At 58.9% G+C, this 25,699-nt stretch carries 26 protein-coding genes; 17 read left to right on the forward strand and 9 right to left on the reverse strand.

The annotated features are described in order from the left end of the window. Window positions 1-201 precede the first annotated feature (201 nt). Window positions 202-960 (forward strand): gamma-glutamyl-gamma-aminobutyrate hydrolase family protein, encoded by a 759-nt coding sequence (locus J3P93_RS12615; RefSeq protein WP_434597854.1) that lies wholly within the window; start codon window positions 202-204, stop codon window positions 958-960. Window positions 961-1,305: 345 nt separating this feature from the next. On the opposite strand, the gene J3P93_RS12620 is transcribed toward J3P93_RS12615, so the two are convergent. Next, entirely contained in the window at window positions 1,306-1,524 is a 219-nt protein-coding gene (locus tag J3P93_RS12620) for a hypothetical protein (RefSeq protein WP_332766885.1), read from the reverse strand. A gap of 442 nt (window positions 1,525-1,966) precedes the next feature. On the opposite strand from J3P93_RS12620, the gene J3P93_RS12625 reads away from it, so the two are divergent. Genes J3P93_RS12625 through J3P93_RS12635 form a run of 3 tightly spaced genes read left to right on the forward strand, consistent with a single transcriptional unit; the run spans window position 1,967 to window position 3,192 of the window. Then, window positions 1,967-2,224 carry a DUF6555 family protein gene (locus tag J3P93_RS12625; RefSeq protein WP_434597857.1) on the forward strand — a complete coding sequence of 86 codons (258 nt, stop codon included), beginning with the start codon at window positions 1,967-1,969 and terminating at the stop codon, window positions 2,222-2,224. Next, window positions 2,221-2,469 (forward strand): hypothetical protein, encoded by a 249-nt coding sequence (locus J3P93_RS12630; RefSeq protein ID WP_093101937.1) that lies wholly within the window; start codon window positions 2,221-2,223, stop codon window positions 2,467-2,469. The genes J3P93_RS12625 and J3P93_RS12630 overlap by 4 nt, the downstream gene beginning before the upstream one ends. Before the next feature lie 48 nt (window positions 2,470-2,517). Then, the gene (locus tag J3P93_RS12635; RefSeq protein WP_434597859.1) at window positions 2,518-3,192 is read left to right on the forward strand and encodes an SOS response-associated peptidase family protein; all 675 of its coding nucleotides are present in this window, start codon (window positions 2,518-2,520) and stop codon (window positions 3,190-3,192) included. Between the two features lie 35 nt (window positions 3,193-3,227). Here the strand turns inward: J3P93_RS12635 and J3P93_RS12640 are convergent, their stop codons facing one another. Then, entirely contained in the window at window positions 3,228-4,337 is a 1,110-nt protein-coding gene (locus J3P93_RS12640) for a M42 family peptidase (RefSeq protein WP_434597861.1), read from the reverse strand. 252 nt (window positions 4,338-4,589) lie between these two features. Between J3P93_RS12640 and J3P93_RS12645 the strand changes: the two genes are divergently transcribed. Genes J3P93_RS12645 through J3P93_RS12655 form a run of 3 tightly spaced genes read left to right on the forward strand, consistent with a single transcriptional unit; the run spans window position 4,590 to window position 6,872 of the window. Then, on the forward strand, window positions 4,590-5,603 hold the full coding sequence (locus J3P93_RS12645; RefSeq protein ID WP_434597863.1) for a chemotaxis protein CheB: 1,014 nt from the start codon (window positions 4,590-4,592) through the stop codon (window positions 5,601-5,603). Window positions 5,604-5,625: 22 nt separating this feature from the next. Next, window positions 5,626-5,865 carry a hypothetical protein gene (locus tag J3P93_RS12650; protein WP_434597865.1) on the forward strand — a complete coding sequence of 80 codons (240 nt, stop codon included), beginning with the start codon at window positions 5,626-5,628 and terminating at the stop codon, window positions 5,863-5,865. 20 nt (window positions 5,866-5,885) lie between these two features. Then, window positions 5,886-6,872: an SDR family oxidoreductase gene (locus J3P93_RS12655; RefSeq protein WP_434597867.1), complete on the forward strand. Its 987-nt coding sequence runs from the start codon at window positions 5,886-5,888 to the stop codon at window positions 6,870-6,872. Here the strand turns inward: J3P93_RS12655 and J3P93_RS12660 are convergent. Genes J3P93_RS12660 through J3P93_RS12670 form a run of 3 tightly spaced genes read right to left on the reverse strand, consistent with a single transcriptional unit; the run spans window position 6,861 to window position 10,281 of the window. Continuing rightward, window positions 6,861-8,483: an alpha-amylase family protein gene (locus tag J3P93_RS12660; RefSeq protein ID WP_434597869.1), complete on the reverse strand. Its 1,623-nt coding sequence runs from the start codon at window positions 8,481-8,483 to the stop codon at window positions 6,861-6,863. The genes J3P93_RS12655 and J3P93_RS12660 overlap by 12 nt on opposite strands. Then, window positions 8,473-10,020: an alpha-amylase family glycosyl hydrolase gene (locus J3P93_RS12665; RefSeq protein ID WP_434597871.1), complete on the reverse strand. Its 1,548-nt coding sequence runs from the start codon at window positions 10,018-10,020 to the stop codon at window positions 8,473-8,475. Before J3P93_RS12665 ends, J3P93_RS12660 begins: the two co-directional genes overlap by 11 nt. A gap of 36 nt (window positions 10,021-10,056) precedes the next feature. Then, complete coding sequence (locus J3P93_RS12670) at window positions 10,057-10,281, reverse strand: hypothetical protein (protein ID WP_394596903.1); 225 nt, start codon at window positions 10,279-10,281, stop codon at window positions 10,057-10,059. A 231-nt stretch (window positions 10,282-10,512) separates the two neighbouring features. On the opposite strand from J3P93_RS12670, the gene J3P93_RS12675 reads away from it, so the two are divergent. Then, window positions 10,513-11,394: an MBL fold metallo-hydrolase gene (locus J3P93_RS12675; RefSeq protein ID WP_206416491.1), complete on the forward strand. Its 882-nt coding sequence runs from the start codon at window positions 10,513-10,515 to the stop codon at window positions 11,392-11,394. Between the two features lie 81 nt (window positions 11,395-11,475). Here J3P93_RS12675 and J3P93_RS12680 read toward each other — a convergent pair whose 3' ends face one another. The 4 genes from J3P93_RS12680 to xylA form a co-directional block, all read right to left on the reverse strand. Next, window positions 11,476-12,612: a sugar ABC transporter permease gene (locus J3P93_RS12680; RefSeq protein WP_434597874.1), complete on the reverse strand. Its 1,137-nt coding sequence runs from the start codon at window positions 12,610-12,612 to the stop codon at window positions 11,476-11,478. After that, window positions 12,613-14,169, reverse strand: a complete 1,557-nt coding sequence (xylG, locus tag J3P93_RS12685) for a D-xylose ABC transporter ATP-binding protein (protein WP_434597876.1) — start codon at window positions 14,167-14,169, stop codon at window positions 12,613-12,615. A gap of 288 nt (window positions 14,170-14,457) precedes the next feature. Beyond that, window positions 14,458-15,459 carry a D-xylose ABC transporter substrate-binding protein gene (gene xylF, locus J3P93_RS12690; protein ID WP_090283055.1) on the reverse strand — a complete coding sequence of 334 codons (1,002 nt, stop codon included), beginning with the start codon at window positions 15,457-15,459 and terminating at the stop codon, window positions 14,458-14,460. A 149-nt stretch (window positions 15,460-15,608) separates the two neighbouring features. Then, window positions 15,609-16,925 carry a xylose isomerase gene (xylA, locus tag J3P93_RS12695; RefSeq protein WP_434597878.1) on the reverse strand — a complete coding sequence of 439 codons (1,317 nt, stop codon included), beginning with the start codon at window positions 16,923-16,925 and terminating at the stop codon, window positions 15,609-15,611. Between the two features lie 174 nt (window positions 16,926-17,099). Between xylA and J3P93_RS12700 the strand changes: the two genes are divergently transcribed. The 9 genes from J3P93_RS12700 to J3P93_RS12740 all read left to right on the forward strand — a co-directional run bounded on the left by J3P93_RS12700 (window position 17,100) and on the right by J3P93_RS12740 (window position 25,694). After that, complete coding sequence (locus J3P93_RS12700) at window positions 17,100-18,272, forward strand: XylR family transcriptional regulator (protein WP_434597881.1); 1,173 nt, start codon at window positions 17,100-17,102, stop codon at window positions 18,270-18,272. Between the two features lie 74 nt (window positions 18,273-18,346). Continuing rightward, window positions 18,347-18,949, forward strand: coding sequence for a TetR/AcrR family transcriptional regulator (locus tag J3P93_RS12705; protein ID WP_434597883.1), 603 nt, complete (start codon window positions 18,347-18,349; stop codon window positions 18,947-18,949). Window positions 18,950-19,324: 375 nt separating this feature from the next. Then, entirely contained in the window at window positions 19,325-20,065 is a 741-nt protein-coding gene (locus J3P93_RS12710; protein WP_434597885.1) for a TorF family putative porin, read from the forward strand. A gap of 36 nt (window positions 20,066-20,101) precedes the next feature. Then, entirely contained in the window at window positions 20,102-21,316 is a 1,215-nt protein-coding gene (locus J3P93_RS12715) for a serine hydrolase domain-containing protein (protein ID WP_434597887.1), read from the forward strand. A gap of 78 nt (window positions 21,317-21,394) precedes the next feature. Continuing rightward, entirely contained in the window at window positions 21,395-22,084 is a 690-nt protein-coding gene (locus J3P93_RS12720) for a response regulator transcription factor (protein ID WP_434597889.1), read from the forward strand. 11 nt (window positions 22,085-22,095) lie between these two features. After that, the gene (locus J3P93_RS12725; protein WP_434597891.1) at window positions 22,096-23,289 is read left to right on the forward strand and encodes a sensor histidine kinase; all 1,194 of its coding nucleotides are present in this window, start codon (window positions 22,096-22,098) and stop codon (window positions 23,287-23,289) included. 335 nt (window positions 23,290-23,624) lie between these two features. Next, window positions 23,625-24,464, forward strand: a complete 840-nt coding sequence (locus J3P93_RS12730) for a MipA/OmpV family protein (RefSeq protein ID WP_434597893.1) — start codon at window positions 23,625-23,627, stop codon at window positions 24,462-24,464. Window positions 24,465-24,477: 13 nt separating this feature from the next. Next, window positions 24,478-24,960, forward strand: a complete 483-nt coding sequence (locus J3P93_RS12735) for a hypothetical protein (RefSeq protein WP_434597895.1) — start codon at window positions 24,478-24,480, stop codon at window positions 24,958-24,960. Next, window positions 24,855-25,694: a serine hydrolase domain-containing protein gene (locus J3P93_RS12740; protein ID WP_434597897.1), complete on the forward strand. Its 840-nt coding sequence runs from the start codon at window positions 24,855-24,857 to the stop codon at window positions 25,692-25,694. The genes J3P93_RS12735 and J3P93_RS12740 overlap by 106 nt, the downstream gene beginning before the upstream one ends. The last annotated feature ends 5 nt before the right edge of the window (window positions 25,695-25,699 follow it).

The raw sequence follows: 25,699 nt of genomic DNA on the forward strand, positions 1-25,699 counted from the left end.
CAGGTCGGCGTACCTCTTCCACCCACCACTGTCAGTCCCCTCTCCCTTCGGGAGAAGGCTAGGGTGAGGGGCTTTTGATCTTGATCTTTTGATTTTCAGGCAGGCAATGACCGCGCCCATAAAACCAACTGAACGCCCACCCCAACCCCGAACTCAAAAATTCCAGGCGAAACGCCAACAACCAAATCCCGGGGGGAGTGTATGTCTCGATTACCTGTCATTGCGGTCACGGCCAGTTGCTGGAAGATCGGTCCGCATGCGGTGCAGATGAATGACGACAAGAATTCGCGTGCGGTGGCCAGTGCGGCCGGTGGGCTGCCGCTGATTTTGCCGATGTTCCCTGATCTGCTTGATCCTGAGCAGATCGTCGCGAGTGTCGATGGTTTGCTGTTCACCGGTGCGCCGTCGAATATCGAGCCGTTTCATTACGGCGGGCCGCCGAGTCCGCCGGGGACTGAGCATGATCCGGCGCGGGATCATCTGACGCTGCCGTTGTTGCGGGTGGCGATTGCTGCGGGGGTGCCGGTGCTCGGTTTGTGTCGTGGGTTGCAGGAGCTCAATGTGGCCTTCGGCGGGACCTTGCATCAGCAGCTGGATGAGCCTGGCCCGGAGCATGAACCGCCCAGTGATGAATCCATCGAAGAGCAGTACGCCAAGACCCACGACGTGACGGTGCAACCGGGCGGCGTTCTGGCGGGGCTTGGGCTTGAGGGCGTGATCAAGGTCAATTCTGTGCACGCCCAGGGCATCGCGCGGGTGGCTGAGGGGTTGCGTGTTGAGGCGGTGGCGGAGGACGGTTTGATCGAGGCGTTATCTGTTGAGGGCAGCAAGGGATTTGCTTTGGGCGTGCAGTGGCATCCTGAATGGCAGGTGCTGTCGCATCCAGAATATCTGAAGATATTTCACGCCTTTGGCGAGGCGTGCCGCCTGTATGCCGAACAACGTACCGCTGGGCTTTAGCGGGATGGATGTTAACAATGGTCAGGGTTCTGAAGTTAGGGCTTTAAACAAAAACAGCATGTAAAGAACATGATAAAAAAGCCCGTACAGGGTACGGGCAATTAAGGAGGGTACTCGTGAGCGACCTGCTTTTGGCAGGTCTGCTATTGGGATCGCACTGGCTGGAGTTGTTTCGTTTTTTCTTGAAGTTCATCTGACTAACGGTCACTTCTTTCAAAGCAGCGAAAAGTTAATATCAATCTGCCACTTTTTTGATATGTAACTGGTTTTGCTGACCGCCATAGTCAGTTGATCTGCGCGCACTGCAACGATCGTCCATAAGATGCGGGTGCGGCAGACATCAAACTAGCGCTTCGGCGGTGTTTTGAACTGGCTGTCGATCAGCATCATCTTCGCGGCGCAGAGCGCGAGGCCTTCATCAATGGCCTGCTCTTGTTGCAGCTTGATGCATCGCCCGCACAGCCCGGCATGGCCCGCGCCCGCCTTGTAGCGTTCCGCTTGCTGGGGGCTTTTGTACAGCCTGCTGCATCTTGTACAAGTATGCTGTTGATCGTCGTCATCCATCTCGCACTCTCCTGTTACGGCTCGATAGGCCAATTCAACCTTCGCACAGGCTTCGCTGGTTTTGTATAAAAAACCGCGCGAAAAGCGCTTCGCTTATTAATTATTGAGGATCGGAAGATCAGGGTTTATTTGCACGTCAGTACAACTTTCTTGCCTGCGACTGCATGAGACGAGGTTTTGCGCGCAATGACACGGAAATGACAGGGCGAACGCAAACACGATCAGGTTTGCACGCTGCAATTGCATCGCAAAGTTTTCAGGCAAGGGATCGTTAGTTGCCTTTCATTTGGCTGTTAAAAAAACATTACGCTCGACTTGTACAGATTTGGTGGCTCTGTATAGCTAATTTTCAGGGCTTTGAAACGTATATCGAAATCCAGTCAAATTCTCTGAATTTCTCCGCGCGTGAAACATCCCTGTTTAGTAACAACAGGAGAGCCTCATGAGCCAAGCAGAATTGTATGTGATCAACTACCAACTCCACGGCAAGCCCAAGTCGTTCATTATCAGGACGAAACTGATGAACAACGCGGAAGCCTGGCAGTGGGCCAGTTGTGACGCGGGGTTGACCCCGATCCCCAAGCCCGGAAGGCCTCCCTTGAAGCGTTTTTCCAAACCGATGGCGGAGCGGTTCGGCGTGACCGACGTGCAATGGCGGGCCTCGAAGCCGGTGACCTGGGATGAGGATCTTGCGATATGACCAGACCCCTGTCAGACCCGGACCCCGACCCGCCCACCCAATGGGATGAAGCCATCGCCCGCAATACCGCGTTGTTCAGGGAGGCAGACCTGCTCGACGAGATCGCCTACAAGCTCATCCAGACGGGGGACGAGAATGCCGATGTCTGGTTGCGTTTCACTGAAGCAAAAGCGCTGGCCGATGCCAGGCGCAGGGCCGCTTACGAGGACTGGATGAACATCAAGCGGTTGATGGGCCGCCGCTGAGGCGGCCCGGTAGGTGTTTTCGGATCGAGTGTCAGGAGTGTCGTCGTAATGTGTGAGTACATTGTTCAACACGCCGCCCCGCAGAAACTGGCGTCGTGCTTTCTCGAAGGAAAGATTTCCCGTATCGAAGTGCTGGGCGTTGCGACCAACAGTAGCGCTGACGCCGATCATCGACACAGCGGGCGCGGCGATCTGATCAAACCGGGCATGCAGGTCACCGGCATTCGCCATCGCGGCACAACCCTCGAGTGCCTGCCGGTACGCTGGGGCTGGTCGCCGTCCTGGTCGAGCGGGACGTTGCCGCCGCTCACGCATTTGCCGCTGCACCTGGTGATGCGCTCGAAAGTGTTCAACCGGGTCAAGCGTGACGGGCGCATGCTCGTCGCCGTCGAGGGCTGGTACGAGCCTCTGGATGCCGGGATGAGCGTGCACTCACGTAATCTGGCTTACACCACGTCGCGTCAGCCAGCGCCCATGTTTCTTGCGGCGCTGGCCCAGGTCGGCAGCACGTTCAACGGGTGCGAAGGGCTTGCGCTGGTGACCCATGAGGATCGCGAGATGAAACGCCAGCGGTTGCTGGCGTTCGCGGCGCAGGATGCGCTGGAATGGTTACGCCCCGACCTTGAGTGGGAGCAGGCGCGGGTGCTGGCGGTGCACTGCGCGGTGGTCGAGCCGCAGTTGGAGCATGTGCTGACCTCGCAGCGAACCTTGCGTTTCAAATAAACCGCCGCGCCATCGATTCGCACCGCTGCGCCGGCTCACGGCGCGCCGTCGCTCGGTTGATTTTTCAGGTATTGCACCAGCGTCGCGGCGCAGGCTTCGATCGCGCCATCCACCACCAGCTCGTAGCCATGCGTGTTCTCGGTCGGTATCGCCAGGCATCCGGCGTGTGCGCTGACGCCTGAGCTCATCACCGCACTGGCATCGGAGGCGAAGTCCACCAGCAGGGCAAATTGCGGATCAAAGCCGCAGTCTTTGGCGGCAGTGGCCAGTGCGGTCACCACATGCCTTGAGTAATAACCTTTCTGGTCGCCGGTATTGATGATCGGGTCGACCTTCAATTGTGTCGCGTATTCGCTCATCACCGGACCGACCTCGACGGCAATGGTCGTTTCCCCGGGCAAATGCGCGGCGGCGTACATCGCGCCGGCGTTGCTTTCTTCTTCGAGGGTGGTGAAGACGAAGTAGGCGTCACAGGGCAACTCGCTGCGCCAGTGTTGCACTTGCTCGACAGCTTGCAGCATGGCCACGACCGGCGCGCGGTCATCGAGAAAATGCGCGGCGATCGCATCGTTGACGCGAAACGGCGTGCGCCAGTGCTGACTGAGCACCACCCGCGTGCCGGGACGGACGCCCATGCGTTGCAAGGCTTGCGGGTCCTGGCGGGTGATGATGTGCACGTCTTTCCATTGCACGGCGCCGCTAAGTACGTCCTGGCCTTGCGGCGAGCCGGTGGTCGCGTGCATCGAGCCGAACGACAGCACGCCGGGCAGGATTTGCTCGTCGCCGAGAATGTCGACCGGGCAAACGCCGAAGTTCACCGGATTGGCACCGCCCAGCGCCACCACGCGCAGGGTGCCGTCCGGTTCGACGCGTTTGACCAGCATGGCGATTTCATCCATGTGGCCCATGATGCGCACCGCGCGGGAGGCACCGGCACTGCTGTTCCGGCCCTTGATCAAACCGATGACATTACCGGCCGGGTCGGTCCAGGTTTCATCGCAATGGCGCTGCAAATGCTCCTGACAAATGCTCCGCACCTCGTCTTCCTGACCACCGGGACCGCGCGCCATCAGCAGGCGCTTGAGCAGTGCTTCGGTGTTGGCCGTGGTCTCGCCATCGGCGGCCTGTTCGCGGGTTTTCGGCATCGCTTTCTGTCCTCTTTGACGTGCGCCCCGTTGCGGGCCGCTCTACGTTTAGGAAGGCATGGGCGTTAAAAATTCAATCGCAAGCGCCACGACCGGCGATTGAATATTTCTTCGAACCTTCGTGCGTTTCGACCGATCACAACAGACACAACGATCATTTTTGCAAGCGGGGCACGGTGCGCCCGCAACAGCCTGCCAGCGCGGTCAGAGGGCAAAATCGGCGCTTTCGATCCGGCAGTAAGGACGTAGAACATGAATCAACACAAGCCGGTCGAACAGATCATTGTCATTGGTGTTTCAAGCGGTGGACTGGCCGCATTGCGCGTGCTGTTGGAGCAATTTCCACGCGATCTGCCGGCAGCGGTGTTCATCACCATGCACATCGGCGATCAGCCGAGCCTGCTGCCGAGCCTGCTGACGCACACCTCGTCGCTCGACATCAGTTTCGCCGCAAGCGGCGCCCGGCCAGCCAATGGCTGCGTGTACATCGCACCGCCGGACAAGCACTTGCTGATCAAGCGCGACACGCTGCAACTGGTGCGCAGCGCCAAGGAGAACCATGCGCGCCCGGCCATCGATCCGATGTTTCGCTCGGCGGCCACCAGTTACGGCGACAGCACCGTTGGCGTGCTGCTGACCGGCGAGCTGGATGACGGTGTGGTCGGGCTGCAAGCGATCAAAGCGTATGGTGGTCAGGTGTTCGTGCAGGACCCGGACACCGCTGAAGCGCCGTCGATGCCACGCAATGCGCTGCGGCATGTGCAGGTGGACGTGTGCCTGCCGCTGAACACGCTGGGTACGGCGTTGGTCCAGGCGGTTCGGCAACGTGCGGACGGCGCTCATCCTGCTGTGCAGCCGCCACGCATCGAACCTTACGCAACGGAAAACGAACTCACCGAAAACCTCAGTCGCGGCGGCGCTTATGTCCTGGACGGGATTGGCAAGGTCGCCGGTATATCCTGCCCGGAATGTGGCGGGGCGCTGTGGGAAGTCGGCGATACCCCGCCGCGTTTTCGCTGTCACACCGGGCACGCCTACACCAGCCGCGCCTTGTCCCACGCCCAGAATGCAACCGTCGAAGAAGCGCTGTGGGTGGCGATTCGCGCCTTGCATGAAAAGCAGTTGCTGTTGGGACGGTTGATGCAGAGCAGCAAGGATCACGGCCGCACCAGCGCGTTGAAGGAATACGAGCTGACCAGCGAAGGTCTAGAGAGCCACAAGGATACGTTGCGCGGCCTGCTGACGAGCTTGCGTTCGGTGGAATGATGACGAGGTCTGGATGGCAAACATGAGTGTCGACAGCAAGGCCCAGGTCGCCAGCATTTTTGAGCAATTGCTGAGTCTGCGCGAGAGCGTGAACACCTTGCGCGAGATCGAGGAGGGCAGCGCCACGCTGCGTGGCCAGCAGACGATGGACGTCGACGGCGCTTTCGATCTGGTTTTCGAAAAGCTGCAAGACAACATCGCCAGCATGGAGGAGGCACTGGCGACGCTGGCCGAAGCCACGGGCGATGTGCCCAAGTTCTAGTCTGCCGGGAGGAGCAAAGCATGGATCAGCAAAACAACGGGCTGGTGGTGATCTGCGGCGCCAGTGCCGGCGTGGGGCGCGCCACGGCGCAGCGTTTCGCCGCCGCCGGTTACCGCATCGGTTTGCTCGCACGCGACGAGGCCGGGCTTGAGTCGACGCGTGACGAGCTGGTGCAATACGGGCAGGCAGTGAAGGCGATCAGCGTCGATGTTGCTGATGCGCCAGCGCTGGAAGCGGCGGCCATTGCGCTGGAAGAGGAACTGGGGCCGCTGCAGATCTGGGTCAATTCAGCCATGGTCACGGTGTTTTCACCGATCGAGAAGCTTAGTGCAGAGGAAATCCGTCGGGTCACCGAAGTGACTTATCTCGGCACCGTCCACGGCACGTTGGCGGCGTTGCGCTTGATGCGCCCACGCAATGCGGGGCTGATCATTCAGGTCGGCTCGGCGCTGGCCTATCGGGCGATTCCGTTGCAGTCGGCCTATTGCGCAGCCAAGTTCGCCGTGCGCGGTTTCACCGATGCGTTGCGCTGCGAACTGCTGCACGAGCGCAGCCGCATTCGCGTGTGCATGGTGCAGTTGCCGGCGATCAACACACCGCAGTTCGATTGGGCGCGCAACAAACTGGAAAAACGTCCGCAACCGGTGCCGCCGATTCACGACCCGGACGTCGCCGCGCGGGCGATCTTCAGCGTCATCCATCGCCCGCCGCGCGAGTTGTGGCTGGGCATGGCGAGCATCAAGGCGATTGTCGGCAGTTGCCTGATTCCGGGGCTGCTCGACCGCATGCTCGCGCGCCAATGCTATCCGGGGCAGATGAGCCAGGAAGACGACCACGGTGAGCACGGCGACAACCTCTTTCAACCGCTGAGTGGCGACCTGCACCGCGCACGCGGACGCTTTGTCGGCCGCTCGCGCGACAGCGCGCTGGCGCTGACTTCGACTCAGGTGGCGGCATTGGCAGCGGCGCTGGCCGTGGTCGGCGCGCTGGTGTTGTTATGGTTTTGAAACGCTGCGACGAAACCAGCGGTAGCCAAAGCCGTTCAGTGTCAGCGCCTCGGTTTCGCTGACGGGCGAGGGGTAGACGCCGTCCGCGAGGACCTGCTCGAAACCCTTCAGCTCTTTGTTCAACGCGCGGTCGAGCGTGACCGCTTGCCGACTGAGATTGGCCAGCACAACGGTGGTCGCTGCGCCGACATGGCGCATGGCAAACACCGCCGGATGCGCCTGCGAAAGGGGGTCAGAGGCGCCCCAGCCGATTTCGCCGAGCTGCGCCCGCTGCTGAAAGATCGCCTGGCAGCGCGCGAGCAGCGACTCGGGATCGTCTTGCTGCGCGGCAACATTCACCCGCTGATAGCTGAACGGTCCGGCATCGATCAGCGGTGCCGGCAGCTTCGCTTGTTCCGCGCGGGAAAACCCGCCATTGACCTCTGCACTCCATTGCATCGGCGTGCGCACCGCGAGGCGTTCGCGCCGTCGCAGGTCATCGCCCATGCCGATTTCCTCGCCATAACGAATGATTGGCGTGCCCGGCAGCGACGCCAGCAGCGCCTGCGCCAAGGCCTGATGCCGCACGTCGCCATTGAGCATTGGCGCCAGCCGTCGGCGGATGCCCCGGCCATAGACACGCATGTCCTCTTGCGTGGCAAACACCTCCATGACTTCCTCACGCTCGGCCGGGCTCAGGCGTTCCAGATCCAGTTCGTCATGGTTGCGCAGCCACACCGCATAGCCGGCGCCATCCGGGGCGTTCGGGCGCTGGCGCAACGCGCGCAGCAGCGGTTCGGCACGCTCGCGGGCGAGGGCCAGAAACAGGTGATTGTTCATCCAGAAATCCAGCGCCAGTTGCAAGCGATTGCCGCGGCCGAAATAGTGCTGAAACCGCTGCGGTTCGACATCGACTTCGCCCATTAGCAGGCATTCCGGGTTGATCGAACGCGCATGCGCGGCCAGCCGTTCGAGCAGCCACACACCGCGTTCTTCCTCGCCGCCGCCGGCCTGTTCCACGGCGTGGGACGCGGCGTCCAGACGAAACCCGGCAACGCCCAGGCGCAGCCAGTGGCTGATGATCTGTTCGATCTCGGCGATCACTGCCGGGTTTTGCAGGTTCAGGTCTGGCTCATGCCGGTAAAACAGATGCCGGTAGAACTGCCCGGCCTGTTCGTCCCAGTGCCAGATGCTGTCTTCCACACCGGGAAAAATCGGCTGGTTGCCATCGTCCACCGGTTGGTCCGACCAGATGTAATAGTCGCGATAGCGGCTGTGGCGATCCCGGCGCGCCTTCTGAAACCAAGGGTGTTGGTCGCTGGTGTGTTGCAGCACCAGTTCCATGATCACCCGTATGCCGCGCTGGTTGGCCGCGTCGATCAGCCGGCGAAAATCCGCTTCGCTGCCGAAGCGCGGTTCCACGGCCTGATGATCGCTGACGTCATAGCCACAATCACGAAACGGTGAGCCGAAGATCGGCAGCAACCACAGTGCGCCGATGCCTAACGAGCGCAGGTGATCGAGGCGTTCGACGATGCCGGCAAGGTCGCCGCAACCATCGTCATTGCGGTCGAAAAACTGCGACGGGTCGACTTGGTAAATCACGGTGGTGTGCGGCCATTCAGCACTCATGGGCAGTTCCTTTCTGACGCAGGATCAGCGCTTGGTGCGCGGCGACAAGGCCGGCGAAGGGTTGGTCTTCGCCGTGGCGATCACTGGCCACTTCGACGATCCACTCGCCGGTCAACACAAAGGCATGCTCGGCCGCGTCGAAGTTGACGCAGACGATGCGTTCGTCATCCTCGCAGTGGCGCCGATAAGCCAATAGCTGTGGGTGCGAGGGCAATTCCTGCCAGTCGCCGAGGCGCAAGGCTGCGCTTTCGCGGCGGCAATGCAGCAGGCGCCGGTACAGATTGAGCGTGGAATCGCTGGCGCTGTCCTGAGTTTCCACCGCCAGCGCTTCGGCTTCAGGCGGGAAGGGCAGCCATGGCGCTTTACCCGACCAGCCGTGCGGCGCCTGCGCCAGCCACGGTAGCGGCGCGCGGCTGCCGTCGCGTCCCCCGGGGTCGACGCGGGTTTGCGCGTCAACTTGAGTGTCCTCCAGCGCCAGTTCGTCACCCTGAAAAATAAACGGCGTACCGCGCAGACTCATCAGCATCACCGCCGCTGCGTTTGCCCGCGCCAGCGAGCCGCCGTAACGGCTGCGGATGCGGCTGTTGTCGTGGTTGGACAAGGCCCAGGTCGGCCACGCCGATTGCTCGCCGAGGCAACGTTCGACTTCGCGGATGCACATCCGAAACACCACCGGGTCCCACGGCGCGTCGAGGGGTGGGAAGTTGAACGACATGTGCAATTCATCACTGGCGCCGTAATACGCCGCCACCCGTGCGGTCGAGCGGATATTCACTTCGCCGATCAACACGCGGTCGCCGGGGTAATGGTCCACCAACCGACGCAAGCCACGCAGCACTTCGTGGCTGTAGGGCTGATCGTTGATTTGCACCATGGTTTCGCCGGCCATGCAGCGCGGGTCATCGGCGAAGGTCGGGTCCTTGCCCACGCAATGCACCACATCGATGCGAAAGCCATCGACGCCACGGTCGAGCCAGAACTTGAGCACGTTGTGCATGGCCTCGACGACCTGCGGGTTGTGCCAGTTGAGGTCGGGCTGCTGCGGCAGGAAGAAGTGCAGATAGTATTGCTGACTGCCTTCATCCCAGGTCCAGGCGCTGCCGCCATCGATCGACGCGCGCCAGTTGTTCGGCTGGTCGCGCCAGAGGTACCAGTCGCGCTTGGGGTTGTCGCGGCTGGCGCGCGATTCGATGAACCACGGATGCTGGTCCGAGGTGTGATTGGGCACAAAATCCATCAGCAATTTGAGGCCGCGCTTGTGTGCCTCGGAAATCAGCTGATCGAGATCGTCCAGGCGTCCGAACAGCGGGTCGATGTCGGTGTAGTCGCAAATGTCGTAACCCGCGTCGCACATCGGCGACGGATACACCGGCGACAACCACAACGCGCCAACGCCGAGCGCCTTGAGGTAATCGAGCCGCGCGATCAGCCCCGGCAGATCGCCAATGCCGTCACCGTTGCCATCGGCAAACGAGCGCGGGTAGACCTGATAAATCGCGACGTTTTTCCACCATGTCAAATTCTGCGTAGCGGACATGGTCCTCTCCTTGAATTTGCTTTGACACGCGTTGGTTCAAGGCTGTTGGTAGTGCCCGGGAACGTTATCGCCTTCGTCAGGCTTGGTCCGTTTTTGCACCTGCACGTCACTCAGGCGGGCGTCCTTGAGTTCGGGGAATGTCTGCCTTAGCACGGCTTCCGCCTGCTGCGGATCAAGGCCGTCGAGGTCCTCTTGCAGAGTGCGGCTCTGCGGCTGATTGTCGAGGATGAAACTGACGATGTAGCGGGGCTTATCGAACATGGTGGCCATCCTTTTAGTGCGGGGCTGGGTGACTGTTTGAGTGGTGCTGACGCGGCGGATAAACGCCCGGCGCTTTCAGTGATGACGCTGAAGACCGGCGGTTGTTCCCTCCAATTGCCCAAGCGCAACGCCCGCCGTGCCATACGTCGATTCAGTCGAGCAGTGGCCGCTCAGGCCGGGTCAACCGCGCACAACGGTTCGGCAACGCGCCTGGCGCGAGGGAGGTAAAACATGCGTGTGCATCATTTGAATTGCGGCTGTATGTGCCCGTTGGGCGGCGCGTTGTTCGATGGCTACAGTCGCGGCCTGACGGCGTCGGTGGTGTGTCACTGCCTGCTGATCGAAACCGCGAGCAACGGCCTGATTCTGGTCGACACCGGTTTCGGCCAGCAGGACGTCCAGCATCCGCAGCGCCTGAGCCGCTTTTTCCGCACGCTGAACAACATCCGTCTCGAACACCGCTTCACCGCGCTGGAGCAGATCCGCCGGCTGGGTTTCGACGCCAACGACGTGCGCCATATCCTCCTGACCCATCTGGACTTCGACCACGCCGGCGCCTTGCAGGATTTCCCGCGGGCACGGGTACATGTCATGCAGCAGGAACTGCAGCATGCCCGCTCGGCGAGCGACTGGATCGAACGGCGGCGCTTTGTTCCGGCGCAATGGCGCGACGTTGAAGGCTGGGAGCTGTACGCGCCGCAGGGCGACACCTGGTTCGGATTCGATTCGGTGCGTGCCGTGCTCGGCGCCGAGGAAGAAGACATCCTGCTGGTGCCGCTCAGCGGCCACACCCTCGGCCACGCCGGCATTGCCCTGCGCACCGCCGACGGTTGGCAGTTGCACGCCGGCGATGCGTATTTCCATCACGACGAAATCCACCTGCCGAAACGCCGCTGCCCACCGGGCATGCGCCTTTACCAATTCATGATGGACAGTGACCGCCAGGCGCGGCTGCACAACCAGCAACGCCTGCGCGAACTGGCCGCCGATGCGCGGGCGGCGGTGAAGATCTATTGCAGCCATGATGCGCGTGAGCTGGAACGGGCGATGCACGCCGGGGCTGACGCGGCGGCGAGATCACCGGGGCAGGGGGATCGGTTGCGGCATTTGTGAGGGTTGTACGCGCCGTTCCCTCTCCCTCGGGAGAGGGCTAGGGTGAGGGGCTTCCCTGTCAGTATCAACGAGATCCGAACCTCAACGCCGCCCCGTGCGCGTACTCACATCCACCCACACCGCCAGCACCAGAATGCTGCCCTTGACGATCATCTGCCAGTAACTGTCGACGTCGAGCATCGACATGCCGTTGTCCAGACTGGTGATCACCAGCGCGCCGAGCAGTGCGCCGTACACCGTGCCGGAGCCGCCGCGCATGGAGGTGCCGCCGATGAAGCAGGCGGCGATGGCGTCGAGTTCGCCCATGCTGCCGGCCGAGGGTGAGCCGGCAGCGAGGCGCGCGGTGTTGACCAGGCCGGCGAGGGCGCACATCACGCCCATGATGCCGAAAATCCACAGCTTGACCGCTTGCACGTTGATACCCGACAGGCGCGTCGCTTCCATGTTGCTGCCCACCGCATACACGCGACGGCCGAACACGGTCTGGCTGGTGACGTAGCTGAACACCCCGAGCAGGGTCAGCAGCAGCAGGACCGGCACGGGAATGCCGTCGTAGCTGTTGAGCGTTTGCACGAAACCGGCCAGCACCGCGCCGATGACCAGCACGCGGATCACGTCACGCGCCAGTGAATGCGCAGCGAGGCCGTGCAGGGCGCGATTGCGCCGTTGTCTCCAGGTGAGGAATACGGTCAGCGCGAACAGCACGATGCCCAGCCCGTTGCCCATGGCGTGGGGCAGGTAACCCTGACCGATGTAGACCAGTTCCGGCGATACCGGGGCAATGGTGGTGCCGCCGGTAATCCCCAGCAAGATCCCGCGAAACGCCAGCATGCCGCCCAGCCCGACGATGAATGACGGGATGCGCAGGTACGCAGTCATGTAGCCGTTGCCGAGGCCGATCATCAGCCCGCACAGCGCCACCAGACTCAGGTTGGCCAGCAGCGGGATGTGATAGACCACATCAAGAATCGCCGCGAGGCCGCCGAGCAGGCCGAGCAATGAGCCGACCGACAGATCGATCTCGCCACTGATGATCACCAGCACCATGCCGCAGGCGAGAATCCCGGTGATCGACATTTGCCGCAGCAGGTTGGAAAGGTTGCGCGGGGTGAGAAAGCCGCCCTCGGTCTGCCAGCTGAAGAACAGCCAGATCAGCACCACGGCGAACACCAGCGCGAGCATTTTGTAGCGGGTGAACAGCTGTTTGACCTGATTCATTTACGCGGATTTCCGATCATTATTGTTATGGCTGCCGGGCTGGCTGAGCGCGGCGGCGAGCACCTGTTCCTGGGTCAAATCCTGATTGACGAAGTCGCCGCGCAACTGGCCTTCGCCGATCACCAGCACGCGGTCGGACACGCCGAGCACTTCGGCCAGTTCCGACGAAACCATGATGATCGACACGCCGGCAGCCGCCAGCGCGCCCATCAATTTGTAGATCTCGTACTTGGCGCCGACGTCGACGCCGCGGGTCGGCTCATCGAGAATCAGCACCCGCGGCTTGGCCAGCAGCATTTTCGCCAGCACGGCTTTCTGCTGGTTGCCACCGGACAGGCTGGTGATCGGCAGAAACGGGCTGGCGGTCTTCAAGTGCAGGCGCGAGATTTCCCGGTCGATGCTGCCTAGCTCTGCCTCGGCATCGATGCGGCTGAGTTTCGAATAACTGTCGAGCACGGCGAGGGTGATGTTCTGGCCAACGCCCAGGTCTGGAATGATGCCCTGGCGCTTGCGGTCTTCCGGCACCAGGCACAGGCCGGCGCGGATCGATTTCAGCGGCGTGGCGGTGTCGATCGGCTGGCCGTCGAGCCAGACTTCGCCCTCATGGCGGCCGGGATAGGCGCCGTACAGGGCCGTGACCAGTTCGGTGCGGCCGGCACCGACCAGCCCGGCGATACCGAGGATCTCGCCGCGCTTGAGCACGAACGACACATCGTCGACCCGTTTGCGCTTGGGGTTGTCGACGTCGTAACAGGTGATATGCCGCGCTTCGAAAATCACCTCGCCAATCTCGTGCGGTTCGGACGGGTAGAGGTTGCTCATTTCCCGGCCGACCATCTGCGTGATGATCTGCGCAATGTCCATGTCGGCCATGGCCGTGGTGGCGATGTGTTTGCCGTCACGGATCACCGCAATGGTGTCGCACACGGCGGCCACTTCATCGAGCTTGTGCGAGATGTACACGCAAGCGACGCCCTTGGCCTTGAGGTCGCGGATGATGTCCAGCAACACCTCGATTTCCGAACGGCTCAGGGCCGACGAGGGCTCGTCGAGGATCAGCAGGCGCGCCTGTTTGTTCAGCGCTTTGGCGATTTCCACCAGTTGCTGGTAACCGCCGCCGTATTGGGAAACCGGCAGCGACACGTTCATGTCCGGTACTTTCAGTTCGCGCATCAGCGCTTCGGCGCGGTGGATCATCGCCGGGTAGTTCATGCGCCCGCCGGGTAGCGTCAGTTCGTGGCCCATGAAGATGTTTTCGGCGACCGAGAGGTCCGGTACCAGGGTCAGTTCCTGATGGATGATGACGATGCCGGCGGCTTCGGTTTCGCTGATCGATTGCGCCCGCAGCGGTTGCCCGTCCCAGAGGATTTCACCGTCCCAGGTGCCATGCGGATAGACCGCCGAGAGGATTTTCATCAGCGTCGATTTGCCGGCACCGTTCTCGCCGCACAGGCCCACGCACTCACCGGGGCGGACACTGATGTCGATGCCATTGAGCGCTTTGACACCGTTGAAGGATTTGACGATGCCGTTCATTTGCAGCAGGTAGTCGGACATGGAAAAGGCTCGTATACCAAGGACTCAAACACCAGACCTGTAGGAGTGAGCCTGCTCGCGATAGCGTCCGTTCAGACACTGCTCGGCCGGCTGACCCGCCGCCATCGCGAGCAGGCTCGCTCCTACAAGGGTTTCTGTTTAACCGCAGATCCGCGAATGGATCACAGCCCGAACCTGTAGGAGTGAGCCTGCTCGCGATAGCGTCAATTCAGACACTGCTCGGCTGGCTGATCCGCCGCCTTCGCGAGCAGGCTCGCTCCTGCAAGGGTTTCGGACAAACCATCCTGATCACTGCCCGGCAATCTGTGCCTTGGTGTAGAACCCGTCCTGTTCGAGCAAGTCGATGTTGTCCTTGGTCAGCGGGGTGGGCGTGAGCAGGATGGTGTCGACTTTTTTGCTGCCGTTGTCGTATTGCGAGGTGTAGGCGGGTTTTTCGTTGCGCGCCAGTTGCACCGAGAGCTTGGCGGCTTCCGAGGCGATGAGTTTCAGTGGCTTGTACACGGTCATGGTTTGGGTGCCGGCGATCACCCGCTTGACGGCGGCGAGGTCGGCGTCCTGCCCGGAAATCGGCACCTTGCCGGCCAGTTGCTGGGCGGCCAGGGCCTGGATCGCACCGCCGGCGGTGGCGTCGTTGGAGGCGACGATGCCGGCGATTTTGTTGTCGTTGCGGGTCAGGGCGTTTTCCACAATGCTCAGCGCTTCGGTCGGGTTCCACTCCTTGACCCACTGCTGGCCAACGATCTTGATGTCGCCCTTGTCGATGGCCGGTTGCAGCACCTTCATCTGGCCTTCACGAAGGATCTTGGCGTTGTTGTCAGTGGGCGCGCCACCGAGCAGGAAGTAATTGCCCTTCGGCGCGGCCTTCAGCACGCCGCCGGCCTGCATCTCGCCGACCTTTTCGTTATCGAAGGAAATGTAGGCGTCGACATCGGCGTTGAGAATCAGCCGGTCATAGGACACGACCTTGATGCCGGCCTTCTTCGCTTCGGCCACGGCATTGGTCAGCACAGTGGCGTTGAATGGCACGATGACGATCACATCGACGCCACGGGAGATCAGGTTTTCGATCTGCGAAATCTGCTTCTGCTCGTTGGCATCGGCCGACTGCACGAACACCTTGGCGTCCATTTTTTCCGCCGCCGCGACGAAGTAATCGCGATCGCGGGACCAGCGTTCCAGACGCAGGTCGTCGATGGAGAAGCCGATTTTCGGGTGGGCAGCGTCAGCCAGTACCGGAAGCGAGAGCAGCGCCAGAGCACTGGCCAAGAGCGTACGTTTGAGGTTCTTCATGGTGGTGCGTCCTTTTATTTTTGTTTGAAAGACACGGCCTGACGATGAGTATCGGGCTGGTAGAACTGTAGAGAATCTGCCGACGCCGCACGCACAGAATTGTCGTGCAATTGTCACAGCGCGGTGGCACCGGCAGCCCCCCCTCGATATCAGCGATAGATAAAGCGGTTGACGATGTTTTCGAGCATTTCCTGGCGGCCGCTGACGGCTTGCGGGTTGAGTTCGTTGGTGAAGGCGTGCTCGGCCAGTGACTCAAGATTGAAGTCGCCTGCCATGACCGCTTGACCAAAAGGCTGCTGCCAGCCGGCGTAGCGTTGGTCCTTGAGCGCTTGCAACTGATCGTTTTCGATCATCGCTGCGGCGCGCTCCAGCGACTGGGCGAGCACGTCCATGGCGCCGACGTGACCATGAAACAGATCGACCTCGTCGAGGCTCTGCCGACGCACCTTGGAATCGAAGTTGAAACCGCCATTCTTGAAGCCGCCGGCCTTGAGGATTTCATAGGTGGCGAGGGTCATTTCTTCGACGCTGTTGGGGAATTGATCGGTGTCCCAGCCGTTTTGCGGATCACCGCGGTTGGCGTCGATGCTGCCGAAAATCCCCAGCGAGGCGGCGGTGGCGATTTCGTGATGGAAGCTGTGGCCGGCCAGCGTCGCGTGGTTGGCCTCGATGTTGACCTTGATTTCCTTTTCCAGACCGAACTGTTGCAGAAAGCCGAACACCGTGGCGCTGTCGTAATCGTATTGGTGCTTGGTTGGCTCTTGCGGCTTGGGTTCGATCAGCAGATCGCCCTTGAAGCCGATCTTGTGCTTGTGCTCGACCACCATGCGCATGAAGCGCCCGAGTTGTTCGCGCTCACGTTTGAGGTCGGTGTTGAGCAGGGTTTCGTAGCCTTCACGACCGCCCCACAGCACGTAGTTGGCGCCTTTGAGGCGTTGGGTCGCGTTCATCGCGCTGAACACCTGGGCCGCTGCGCAGGCGAAGATTTCCGGGTCCGGATTGCTCGCGGCACCGGCGGCAAAGCGCGGATTGCTGAAGCAATTGGCGGTGCCCCACAGCAGCTTGATGCCGCTTTGTTCCTGGTGTTGCTCGAGGTGATCGACCATTTGCGCAAAGTGGTTGCGGTATTCCTTCAGCGAATTGCCTTCGGGGGCGACGTCCGTGTCGTGAAAGCAGTAGTAATCGATACCCAGTTTGCTGAAGAACTCGAAGGCTGCCGAGGCTTTGCCGATGGCCACTTCCATCGGGTCGCCGGCGTGGTGCCAGGGGCGCTTGAACGTCCCCGCGCCGAACACATCGGAACCCGGCCAGACGAAGGTGTGCCAGTAACAGGCGGCCATGCGCAGGTGTTCCCGCATGGGTTTGCCGAGGATCAGTTTATCGGCGTCGTAGTGGCGGAAGGCGAGGGGCGAATCGCTGTCTGGACCTTCGTAGCGAATCGGGGCGACATCGGGGAAGTACGGCATGGACGGTGTCCTTGTTGTTCTTGGCGGTGTCTCGATACTAGCAACGGCCCCGGGCCGGAAGATTATGAAAATCACCAACACACAGTGCGATTTTGCGTATTGAGATTCGCCGCGCTCGCGCCTAGTCTGTGCCGACCGCCTCTTTGCAAAGAGGCCCTGAACGCGCCGAAAACAATGAAAACATTACCGCCTGTTCACCGCATTGCCCTGTTGTTCAATGGCAGCAAAATCTATGACCGCGGCATCATCGCCGGCATCGGCAACTACCTGAGCAGCACGCGCGCCTCGTGGGACCTGTTCCTGGAAGAAGACTTTCTCTGCCGCTTGAAAGGCATCGAACGCTGGCAGGGCGACGGGATCATTGCCGACTTCGACGACCCGCTGATCGGCGAGGCCCTGGCCGACATCCAGTTGCCGGTGGTGGCGGTGGGCGGCTCCTATGAAGATGCGCGGGCGTACCCGAAAGCGATCCCGTATGTCGCCACCGATAACAACGCCCTGATCACTTTGGCCTATAACCACCTGATCGAAGCGGGGCTGCAACGCTTTGCCTGCTTCAGCCTGCCCGAAGCGCAGGCCAATCGCTGGGCGCAGGAGCGGGAAAAAGCCTTTCGCCGGCTGATGCAACGTGACGGCCTGCGCGCCGAGGTCTATCGCGGCATGGGCACCAGCGCGCCGCTGTGGGACAGCGCCGTCGAACAACTGATCGCCTGGCTGCAAGGCTTGCCCAAACCGATCGGCATCATCGCCGTCAGCGACGCCCGCGCCCGACAGCTGTTGCAAGCGTGCCTGACCGCCGGCATTGCCGTGCCCGAGCAGGTGGCGTTGATCGGCATCGACAACGACCCGCTCACGCGCAGCCTGACGCGCGTGCCGTTGAGCTCGGTGATCCAGGGCACCGAAACCATGGGCCGTACCGCCGCGCAACTGCTGCACCAGATGCTCCACGGCATGCCTTCCAGCGGCACGCAGATTCTGGTGCCGCCGGATGCGGTCAACGTGCAGGTGTCGAGTCTGCACCAGCCGTTGGGCAATCCCTACGTGATGCAAGCGCTGCTGTTCATCCGCCAATATGCCTGCCAGGGCATCAAGACCGCGCAGGTCGCGGCTTACGTCGGCATCTCGCGCTCCTCGCTGGAAGCGCATTTTCGCCATGAGCGCGGCCGCAGCGTTCACGACGAAATCCTGCGCTTCAAACTGGCGGCGGCGACCAGCGGCCTGGAGAACCGCGACGCCGCAATCGTCGACGTGGCCCGCGCCTGTGGCTTCAAGTCGGCGCAATACCTGCACACGGTGTTTCGCCGTGAGTTGGGTTGTACGCCGCGTGAGTATCAGCAAAATCTTTAATCCTGTAAAAAATTTGGCTATCGAGTAAATTCGTTTAATATTTTTCGATCAACCACGGCGGAACTGGAGAACTTGTGAGCGGATTGCGTGAAAAGCAGAAGGAGCAGCGCAGGGAAGCGATTCTGGTCGCCAGCATTGACCTGTTTGATCAGCAGGGATACAGCGCGACAACTGTGGAGCAGATCGCTGCGGCGGCAGGCGTCTCTTCACCGACGGTATTCAATTATTTCGGAAGCAAACAGGAAATTCTGTTCGCGCTGGTAGACAGGGCCGATCGCGAAGCCATCAACCGTGCTCGCTCGCAACGACCGAAATTCGACAACGCCATAGACGCACTCTGCGATCTCAATGCCGCAATCATGCAATGCGAGCTGGAAATTCTGCCTGTTTCGATTTGGCGTGAACTGATGTCCTTTGGTTTTCAAAGCCCGATCACCGCTGGGCTGAATCTGTTCGACCAGTACATCGCCAAGGAGACCGCTGAGCTGCTGAGAGATTTGCAAGCGCGAGGCATGGTCTCTGCGGATTTCGATGCTGACTTCGTTGCGGACTTCCTGAACGATCACTGCGTCCTGCTTTTTGCCAAATATGTACAACAGGACACGCCGAACATGAACGCCCATCATGTCCATGTCCGCCGACTGGCCGAGCTGGTCTTCACCGGGCTCAAGCCTTAGCTGGCGAGCGTTTACTCCTGCCCTCGATAATCTCTGATCATACACGGCCGCGGTAGCACCTAGCGTAAGTGAGATTTTCTTTAGTTGGGTATTTTCTTTTACTTGACTAAAAAAATATATCAAGCTAAAAATATCCGGCGTAAGCGCTCGGCGCATGGCAGCGATCCCTCCGAACCAGCAAGAAGCCGGTGACAGTCATCCAACCTCCGATGGTGTAACCGCGTGGACGACTGAAAAAAATCGATAACTGTTCAAAGAAATTCCCTGCCAATCAAGTGTTAACGCAGTGAGGTATCAACTCGTCCGGGAGAAAGAACAAGGCTTGCTGCCCGTAATAACGCCCACACTGAACAACAATAATTAGAGGTTGAGTGGATGATTAACAAAAAACATGCAGCGCTCGCGATTTGCAGTTTACTGGCTTCACCGGCTTACTCACTCGAATTGAATAATGAGATTGTCCTGGACGCAACTTTCAGCTTGCTTAGTCAATATCGAACGCGCGGTATTTCACAAACGCGGAATGATCCGGCAATTCAATTTGATGGCATGTTGTCCAGTAATACTACAGGATTCTATTTGGGTGCCTGGACATCCAATGTGGATTACGGCAGCGGTTCGAATGTTCGACAAGAACTTGATTACTATGGCGGCTGGTACTTCCCGTTGACTCCCTCCGTCAGTCTCGACGTCGGCTATATCAAATATACCTACGCCCGTGGCAGTGAAGCCAACTTCTCCGAGACCTATGGAGTCCTTTCAGCCTATGGCTTCAAACTTGCGGCGCAATATTCGGAGAATGCCCTGACCTACGAGAAAGGCCAGAGCACGATGTATTCGTGGGTGGGTTATGAAAAGGAAGTTCCCTATGGACTGACGTTGGCAACTCGTTATGGACAGGTGGATTTCAAGGACCCTGTGTTGTTCGCGGCTGACGGTTCTGCTCGCCACTCTTATCACGAGTGGGAGCTAAAACTGTCGCGCATGTATTCGGGCTTGAACTGGGCGCTGAGCTATCTGGATACCGATCTTTCTCGAACCGAGTGTGATAACGCTACGGGTTTTGATGACGTCTGTTCTGCAACGCTAGTCGCGAGTGTCAGCAAGAAATTCTAGGCCGATCTTTCCTAAAACCACGCATTGGAGTGTTCGATGAAACTGATATCTGTTGTCTTCGCATTCGTCATCGCTTTTATTGGCGCTGTTCAGGCTGAAAGCGTGAGCCCGACTAACGATACGGCAACGTTCGTGGGTGGGCTTTTCAGTGGTAATGAACAATATTCTCGCTTTTACAGGCTGGAACAAATCTTTCCTTCCGAAAAGACGCACAAGTCCAGTCTCGCGGTTGAATGGCCGATAGGCAAATCGATCAAACTGCCAGATACGTACAGTTATGAAGGCCAATCCCATTCAACCCAGGACCTGCTGTCCGAGACCGAAACATCGGCGCTGCTGATTATCAAGAATGGTCAGATTCGCTATGAAAACTATTGGCTGACCGGCGGCAAAGAACGGCACTGGACGTCAATGTCTGTCGCCAAGAGTTATGTCTCTGCACTGTACGGCGTTGCGATTGCTGACGGCACGATCAGCAGCATCGAAGACCCCGCTTCAAAATACTTGCCGTCGTTAAAAGGCTCCGCTTATGACGGCGTCAAGCTCAAGGACATCTTGCAGATGTCTTCCGGTGTGCGTTGGAACGAGGACTACGCAAACCCCGACAGCGATGTAGCTCACTTGGGCCAAGTGATGGCGAGCGGTTCTTCCTTGCTGGAATTTGTGCAGACATTGAAGCCTGAATTGAAACCCGGGACATTCAATCGCTATTGCTCCGCCGACACCCTGGTTCTCGGCTTGGTGCTTGAGGCAGCTACCGGAAAATCGCTTGCCGCGTACACCGAGGAAAAATTATGGGCGCCGTTGGGTGCGACGCAGGATGCCTACTGGATCAAGGACAGTTTCGGTCACACCCTAGCGTTCGGCGGATTCAACGCTACAGCGCGAGACTACGCAAGGCTTGGCGAACTGTACCGTTTGAAAGGCAAGTTCAACGGCAAACAGATCGTTCCATCCGCTTGGATCGAGGCTTCCTTGACCCCCGACGCAACACACCTGTTGCCGGGTAAACGCCGCAACAGCGACAGCACCATGGGGTATGGCTATCAGTGGTGGTTGCCGGAAGGCAATCAGCACGATTTCTCGGCAATCGGCATCTTCAACCAGTTCGTTTACGTCAGTCCTGATCACCAAACCGTCATCGTCAAACTGTCAGCCTCGCGTCATTACGCTGAAGCCGGTGATGAATCCTCCTGGCGGGAAAAAGAAACCATCGAGTTCTTCCGCCAGATTGCCCAGCGTATTGATTGAACTGAACACTGAAATTCCATTCGAGTCGGGGCGGGGCGCTGCCCCGATTCAATCCGCAGAGTAGTTATAGGGTTGTAGATGAGTCGCAAGCGAATATTGATAGTCGAAGACGACGCAGACGGCGCGAGCATTCTGGAGGCCTACCTGAAGAAAGAGGGTTTCGACATTCATCTGGCGGAAGACGGGGCCAGGGGCCTCATGTTGTTCCGGCAACTTTCGCCATCACTTGTGTTGTTGGACATGATGCTGCCGAAAATGAGTGGCGCTGAGTTGCTGTCTGAAATACGGCGTGCCGGCGATACGCCGGTGATCATGGTCACCGCTATCGGTGACGAGCCGGAAAAGATCGGTGCCCTGCGTTATGGAGCCGACGACTATGTCGTCAAACCGTGCAATCCCAGAGAGGTGGTGGCCAGGGTTTATGCCGTACTGCGCAGATACGATGGCCGGTCTACTGCAAAGCGTTTACTCGAATGTGAGGGCGTCTGGGTGGACACCGACGCGGCCGTTGCAGGTATCCGGAACCGCGATAACACCTCCGTTGCCCTGGAACTCACCCGCTCGGAATTCTTATTGCTGGCCGCATTGATACGCGCGCCAAACAAGGCTTTTACCCGTGAAGAGCTTCTTGAGATTTGCATGCCCGACAGTGACGCTTTGAGTCGGGTGGTCGATGCGCATGTTCATAATCTAAGAAAAAAACTGGAAGTCGTCGGCGTAACGGGGGTGTTGGTCACCGTGCGTTCAGTGGGCTACAGATTCAAATAATCGAGGATGTAATGAAAAAAAGTCCACTTTGGTTATGGATCGGTTTGCGCATGACATTGTTGGCTGTCGGTACCGTCATCACCATTACGGTTTGCGTCTACTCAAACTTTTGGCTTTCGGAATATCACACCCGCGAGGCCATGGCGGCGGATGATCGCACCGCGTACATCGCTGCACTGGAAGATGTTGAGCACAACAAGGACCGTCTGTGGGAAATCGTTCAGCGTTACTACGACATACGCGATTTTGTCTCGGGAGCAAGTAATCAAGCCAGTTGGTGGGTTGTGTTTATTTTCTCGGTCATCGTCATCCCGATCACCATCATTATCGGTCTGTTACTGTCAAAACCACTGTCAGGTCAATTCAAGATCATTGCCGAGGCGGCAAGAAAAGTAGCGAATGGCGATCTCGCGGTACGTGTAGCTGGAAGCACGCGACAACCCACTGAAATGCAGGCTCTGTGTGAAAATTTCAACAGCATGGTAGAAAAGCTCTCCCTGTATGAGAAAGAGGTCAAAGAGTCGAGCTCCAATCTGGCGCACGAGTTGAGGACACCACTCAATGCGGCTTTGGGCCGGGTACAGGGCATGCTCGATGACGTTTTCCCGCAATCTTCGGAGCAGTTGAAGCTGGTGCGCGACCAGCTGGAAAATCTGAACACGCTCGTGGGAGATCTCCACCTGCTCTCTCTCGTCCATGCCGGGGAGTTCAAAATCCATGCTACGCAGCTTTCATTGAGTAGGCTGATCAAAGAGCGTCTGGCATGGTTCACACCGCAGTTCGACAAAAATGCGATGAAGGTTGTTACCTCGCTGGAGGTTTCGGGTTCTATCGAGGGGGATCGCGGCCGCTTGGGGCAGTTGATCAATATTCTTATCGAGAACGCCATCAAGTACGCCGCGCAAGGACAGGAACTGGCTGTGGCAACTTACAAGGAACGCGACATGGTATGCCTGGAATTCATGGATAAGGGCCAGGCTGTCGACGAAAAAGACTTGGGCAACATGTTCACCCGGTTCTGGCGAGCGGAACAATCGCGCGCGCGACTGACCGGCGGAGGAGGGCTTGGGTTATCGATTGCGCAAGCGATTTGCGAGGCCCATGGCGGAAAAATTTCCGCTTGGCGCAGGCCGGAAGGCGGGCTGTCCTTGAAGGTATTGCTGCCGCTCAGACCGCCTTCTGCGAACTGTTACACACGCTACTGATACTTTTTTGCCTCATTGACCAAATCTTAACAAACCCTGAACAACCCCTTCAGTTTCCCATCTCAAAATGCCCACGTTACACAAGACTGATCATTGAACATGTCGCAGTGTTTTGAAACACGTGACGCGGAGTTTTGAGGTGCGCGTAAAAACAATCTTCAAGTTCATCACGTTATTTCTTGTGGGCGTTCTGACGCTTTCCAACTGCGTTGAAAGAAAGGGGGGGCGAGGTCATCCGTTTCTGCATGCAGGCGGGGTGCAGTTGATGCCACGAACGCATGCCTTCGACAATCAATTTGTTTTAAACCAAGCCGTTTCGACATTGGAACTTTCATATGAAAAGCCCTGATTCTTCACCTGCTGGTTACATCGGTGCTCACAAAGCGTTGGCGATTTGCGCAACGCTTATTGCGCTGGCACCTGCCCATCTGCTTGCCGCTGAAGAAAGTGCGCCGAGCAGTTTATGGGGCGACCAGACCGACGTTACTTTTGGTCTGGGTATGGCTGTCGCGCCCCATTACAGAGGCGATAGCCATTACCGTAGTGCGCTTTTACCGACGTTGAGTATCAATCGCGGGATTTTCTTTGCCGACGGCCTGCGCGGATTGGGCGTGCAATGGCAAAGCCCGACGGGGTTCGCTGCAAGCGCGGCAATCAATTACGACATGGGGCGCAGCACAAAAAACAACGGCAGCCGCTTCGGCTCGAAAGATCTCAAAGGTATGGGCACGGTAAAGGGCGCTACTGTCGCCGACATTAATCTGAGCCAGCAACTTCTGCCTTGGCTTTCTATCAACGGCGAAGCCGAGTTGCGTACGGGTGGGGAGGCTCGGGGTAATCGCTATCGGTTAGGTGTCGAGGGGCTGGTTTATCACGGCAGTGCCGACACGGTCACTCTGGATCTGGATGCCCATGCAGGGGATAGTCGGTACAACCAGACCTATTTTGGTGTTAACCAGGAACAAAGCCAGAACTCGCGCTTCAAGCGCTTCAATGCCGATTCCGGCATTTATGCCTATTCCGCCGCGCTCAACTGGCAGCACACCTTCGACGCGCACTGGTCTGGAGTTGTCTCGGCCGTCGTTACCCATTATGCCGATCAGGTCGACGACAGCCCGTTGGTGCGAACCAACGCCGAAGCCATGGGCGTATTCGCCATCAATTACAGCTTTTAATGAGTAGCGCATTATGAAATTTGTTTCTTCAACGACGCTGGCTTTATTGCTCGCCTTGGCCGGTTCTGCGCATGCAGAGGATTTGAATCGAGCGAATAATACCCGGGAGTTCATGGGCAATTTGTTCAAGGGCGGCGAGCAATATTCAAATTTCTTCAGAATGGAAACGCTGTTCCCGTCTGAACTGGTGCGCAAGTCCACCAGTCCGGTAGCGTGGCCTTCAGGTAAAACGATTGCGCTGCCGGATGAATATAACTATGGCGGTGCTCGTCGCCTGACCGCGGATCTGCTGAGGGAAACAGATACTTCGGCGTTACTGGTGATCAAGAACGGAAAAATCCGATATGAGCAATATTGGCTGACGGGGGCAAGGAGCGTCACTGGACTTCGATGTCCGTGGCGAAGAGCTTTGTTTCTGCCCTCTATGGTGTTGCGGTTGCCGAAGGCACCATCCACAGTATCGAAGACCCAGCGTCGAAATATCTGCCGGCGCTGAAGGGCTCCGCCTATGACGGCGTAAGGCTCAAAGACATTCTGCAGATGTCTTCCGGTGTGCGCTGGAGCGAAGATTATGCTGATCCGGACAGCGATGTCGCGCGCCTGGGCCGTGTCATGGCTTCCGGCTCGTCGCTGTTGAATTTTGTACGGACACTGAAGAACGACGTTAAACCCGGCACCTTCAACCGCTATTGTTCAGCCGACACGCTGGTGCTCGGGCTTGTACTTGAAGCTGCTACAGGTAAATCGCTGGCTGCGTACACGCAAGAGAAACTATGGCAGCCACTGGGCGCGACTCAGGATGCCTACTGGCTCAAAGATAACTATGAAAACACCCTGACGTTCGGCGGATTCAACGCCACTGCCCGCGATTATGCGCGGCTCGGTGAGCTGTACCGTCTCGGTGGCAAGTTCAACGGCAAGCAAATCATTCCATCTGCCTGGATCAAGGACTCCCTGACTCCGGATGCGCCACAGTTGATACCGGGCAAACGAAGCAACAGCGACAGCACCATGGGTTATGGCTATCAATGGTGGTTGCCCGAAGGCCAACAGCATGATTTTTCCGCGATCGGCATCTTCAACCAGTTCATCTATGTAAGCCCGGACAAGCAAATCGTAATCGTCAAATTATCGGCCTCGCGCAACTACGCTAAAGCCGATAAGGAGTCGTCATGGAGGGAAAACGAAACTATCGGATTTTTCCGTCAGATCGCAGAAAGCATCGACTGATGCAC

It is taken from the genome of Pseudomonas sp. R3-57 (genome assembly GCF_051132065.1).
GTDB lineage: Bacteria > Pseudomonadota > Gammaproteobacteria > Pseudomonadales > Pseudomonadaceae > Aquipseudomonas.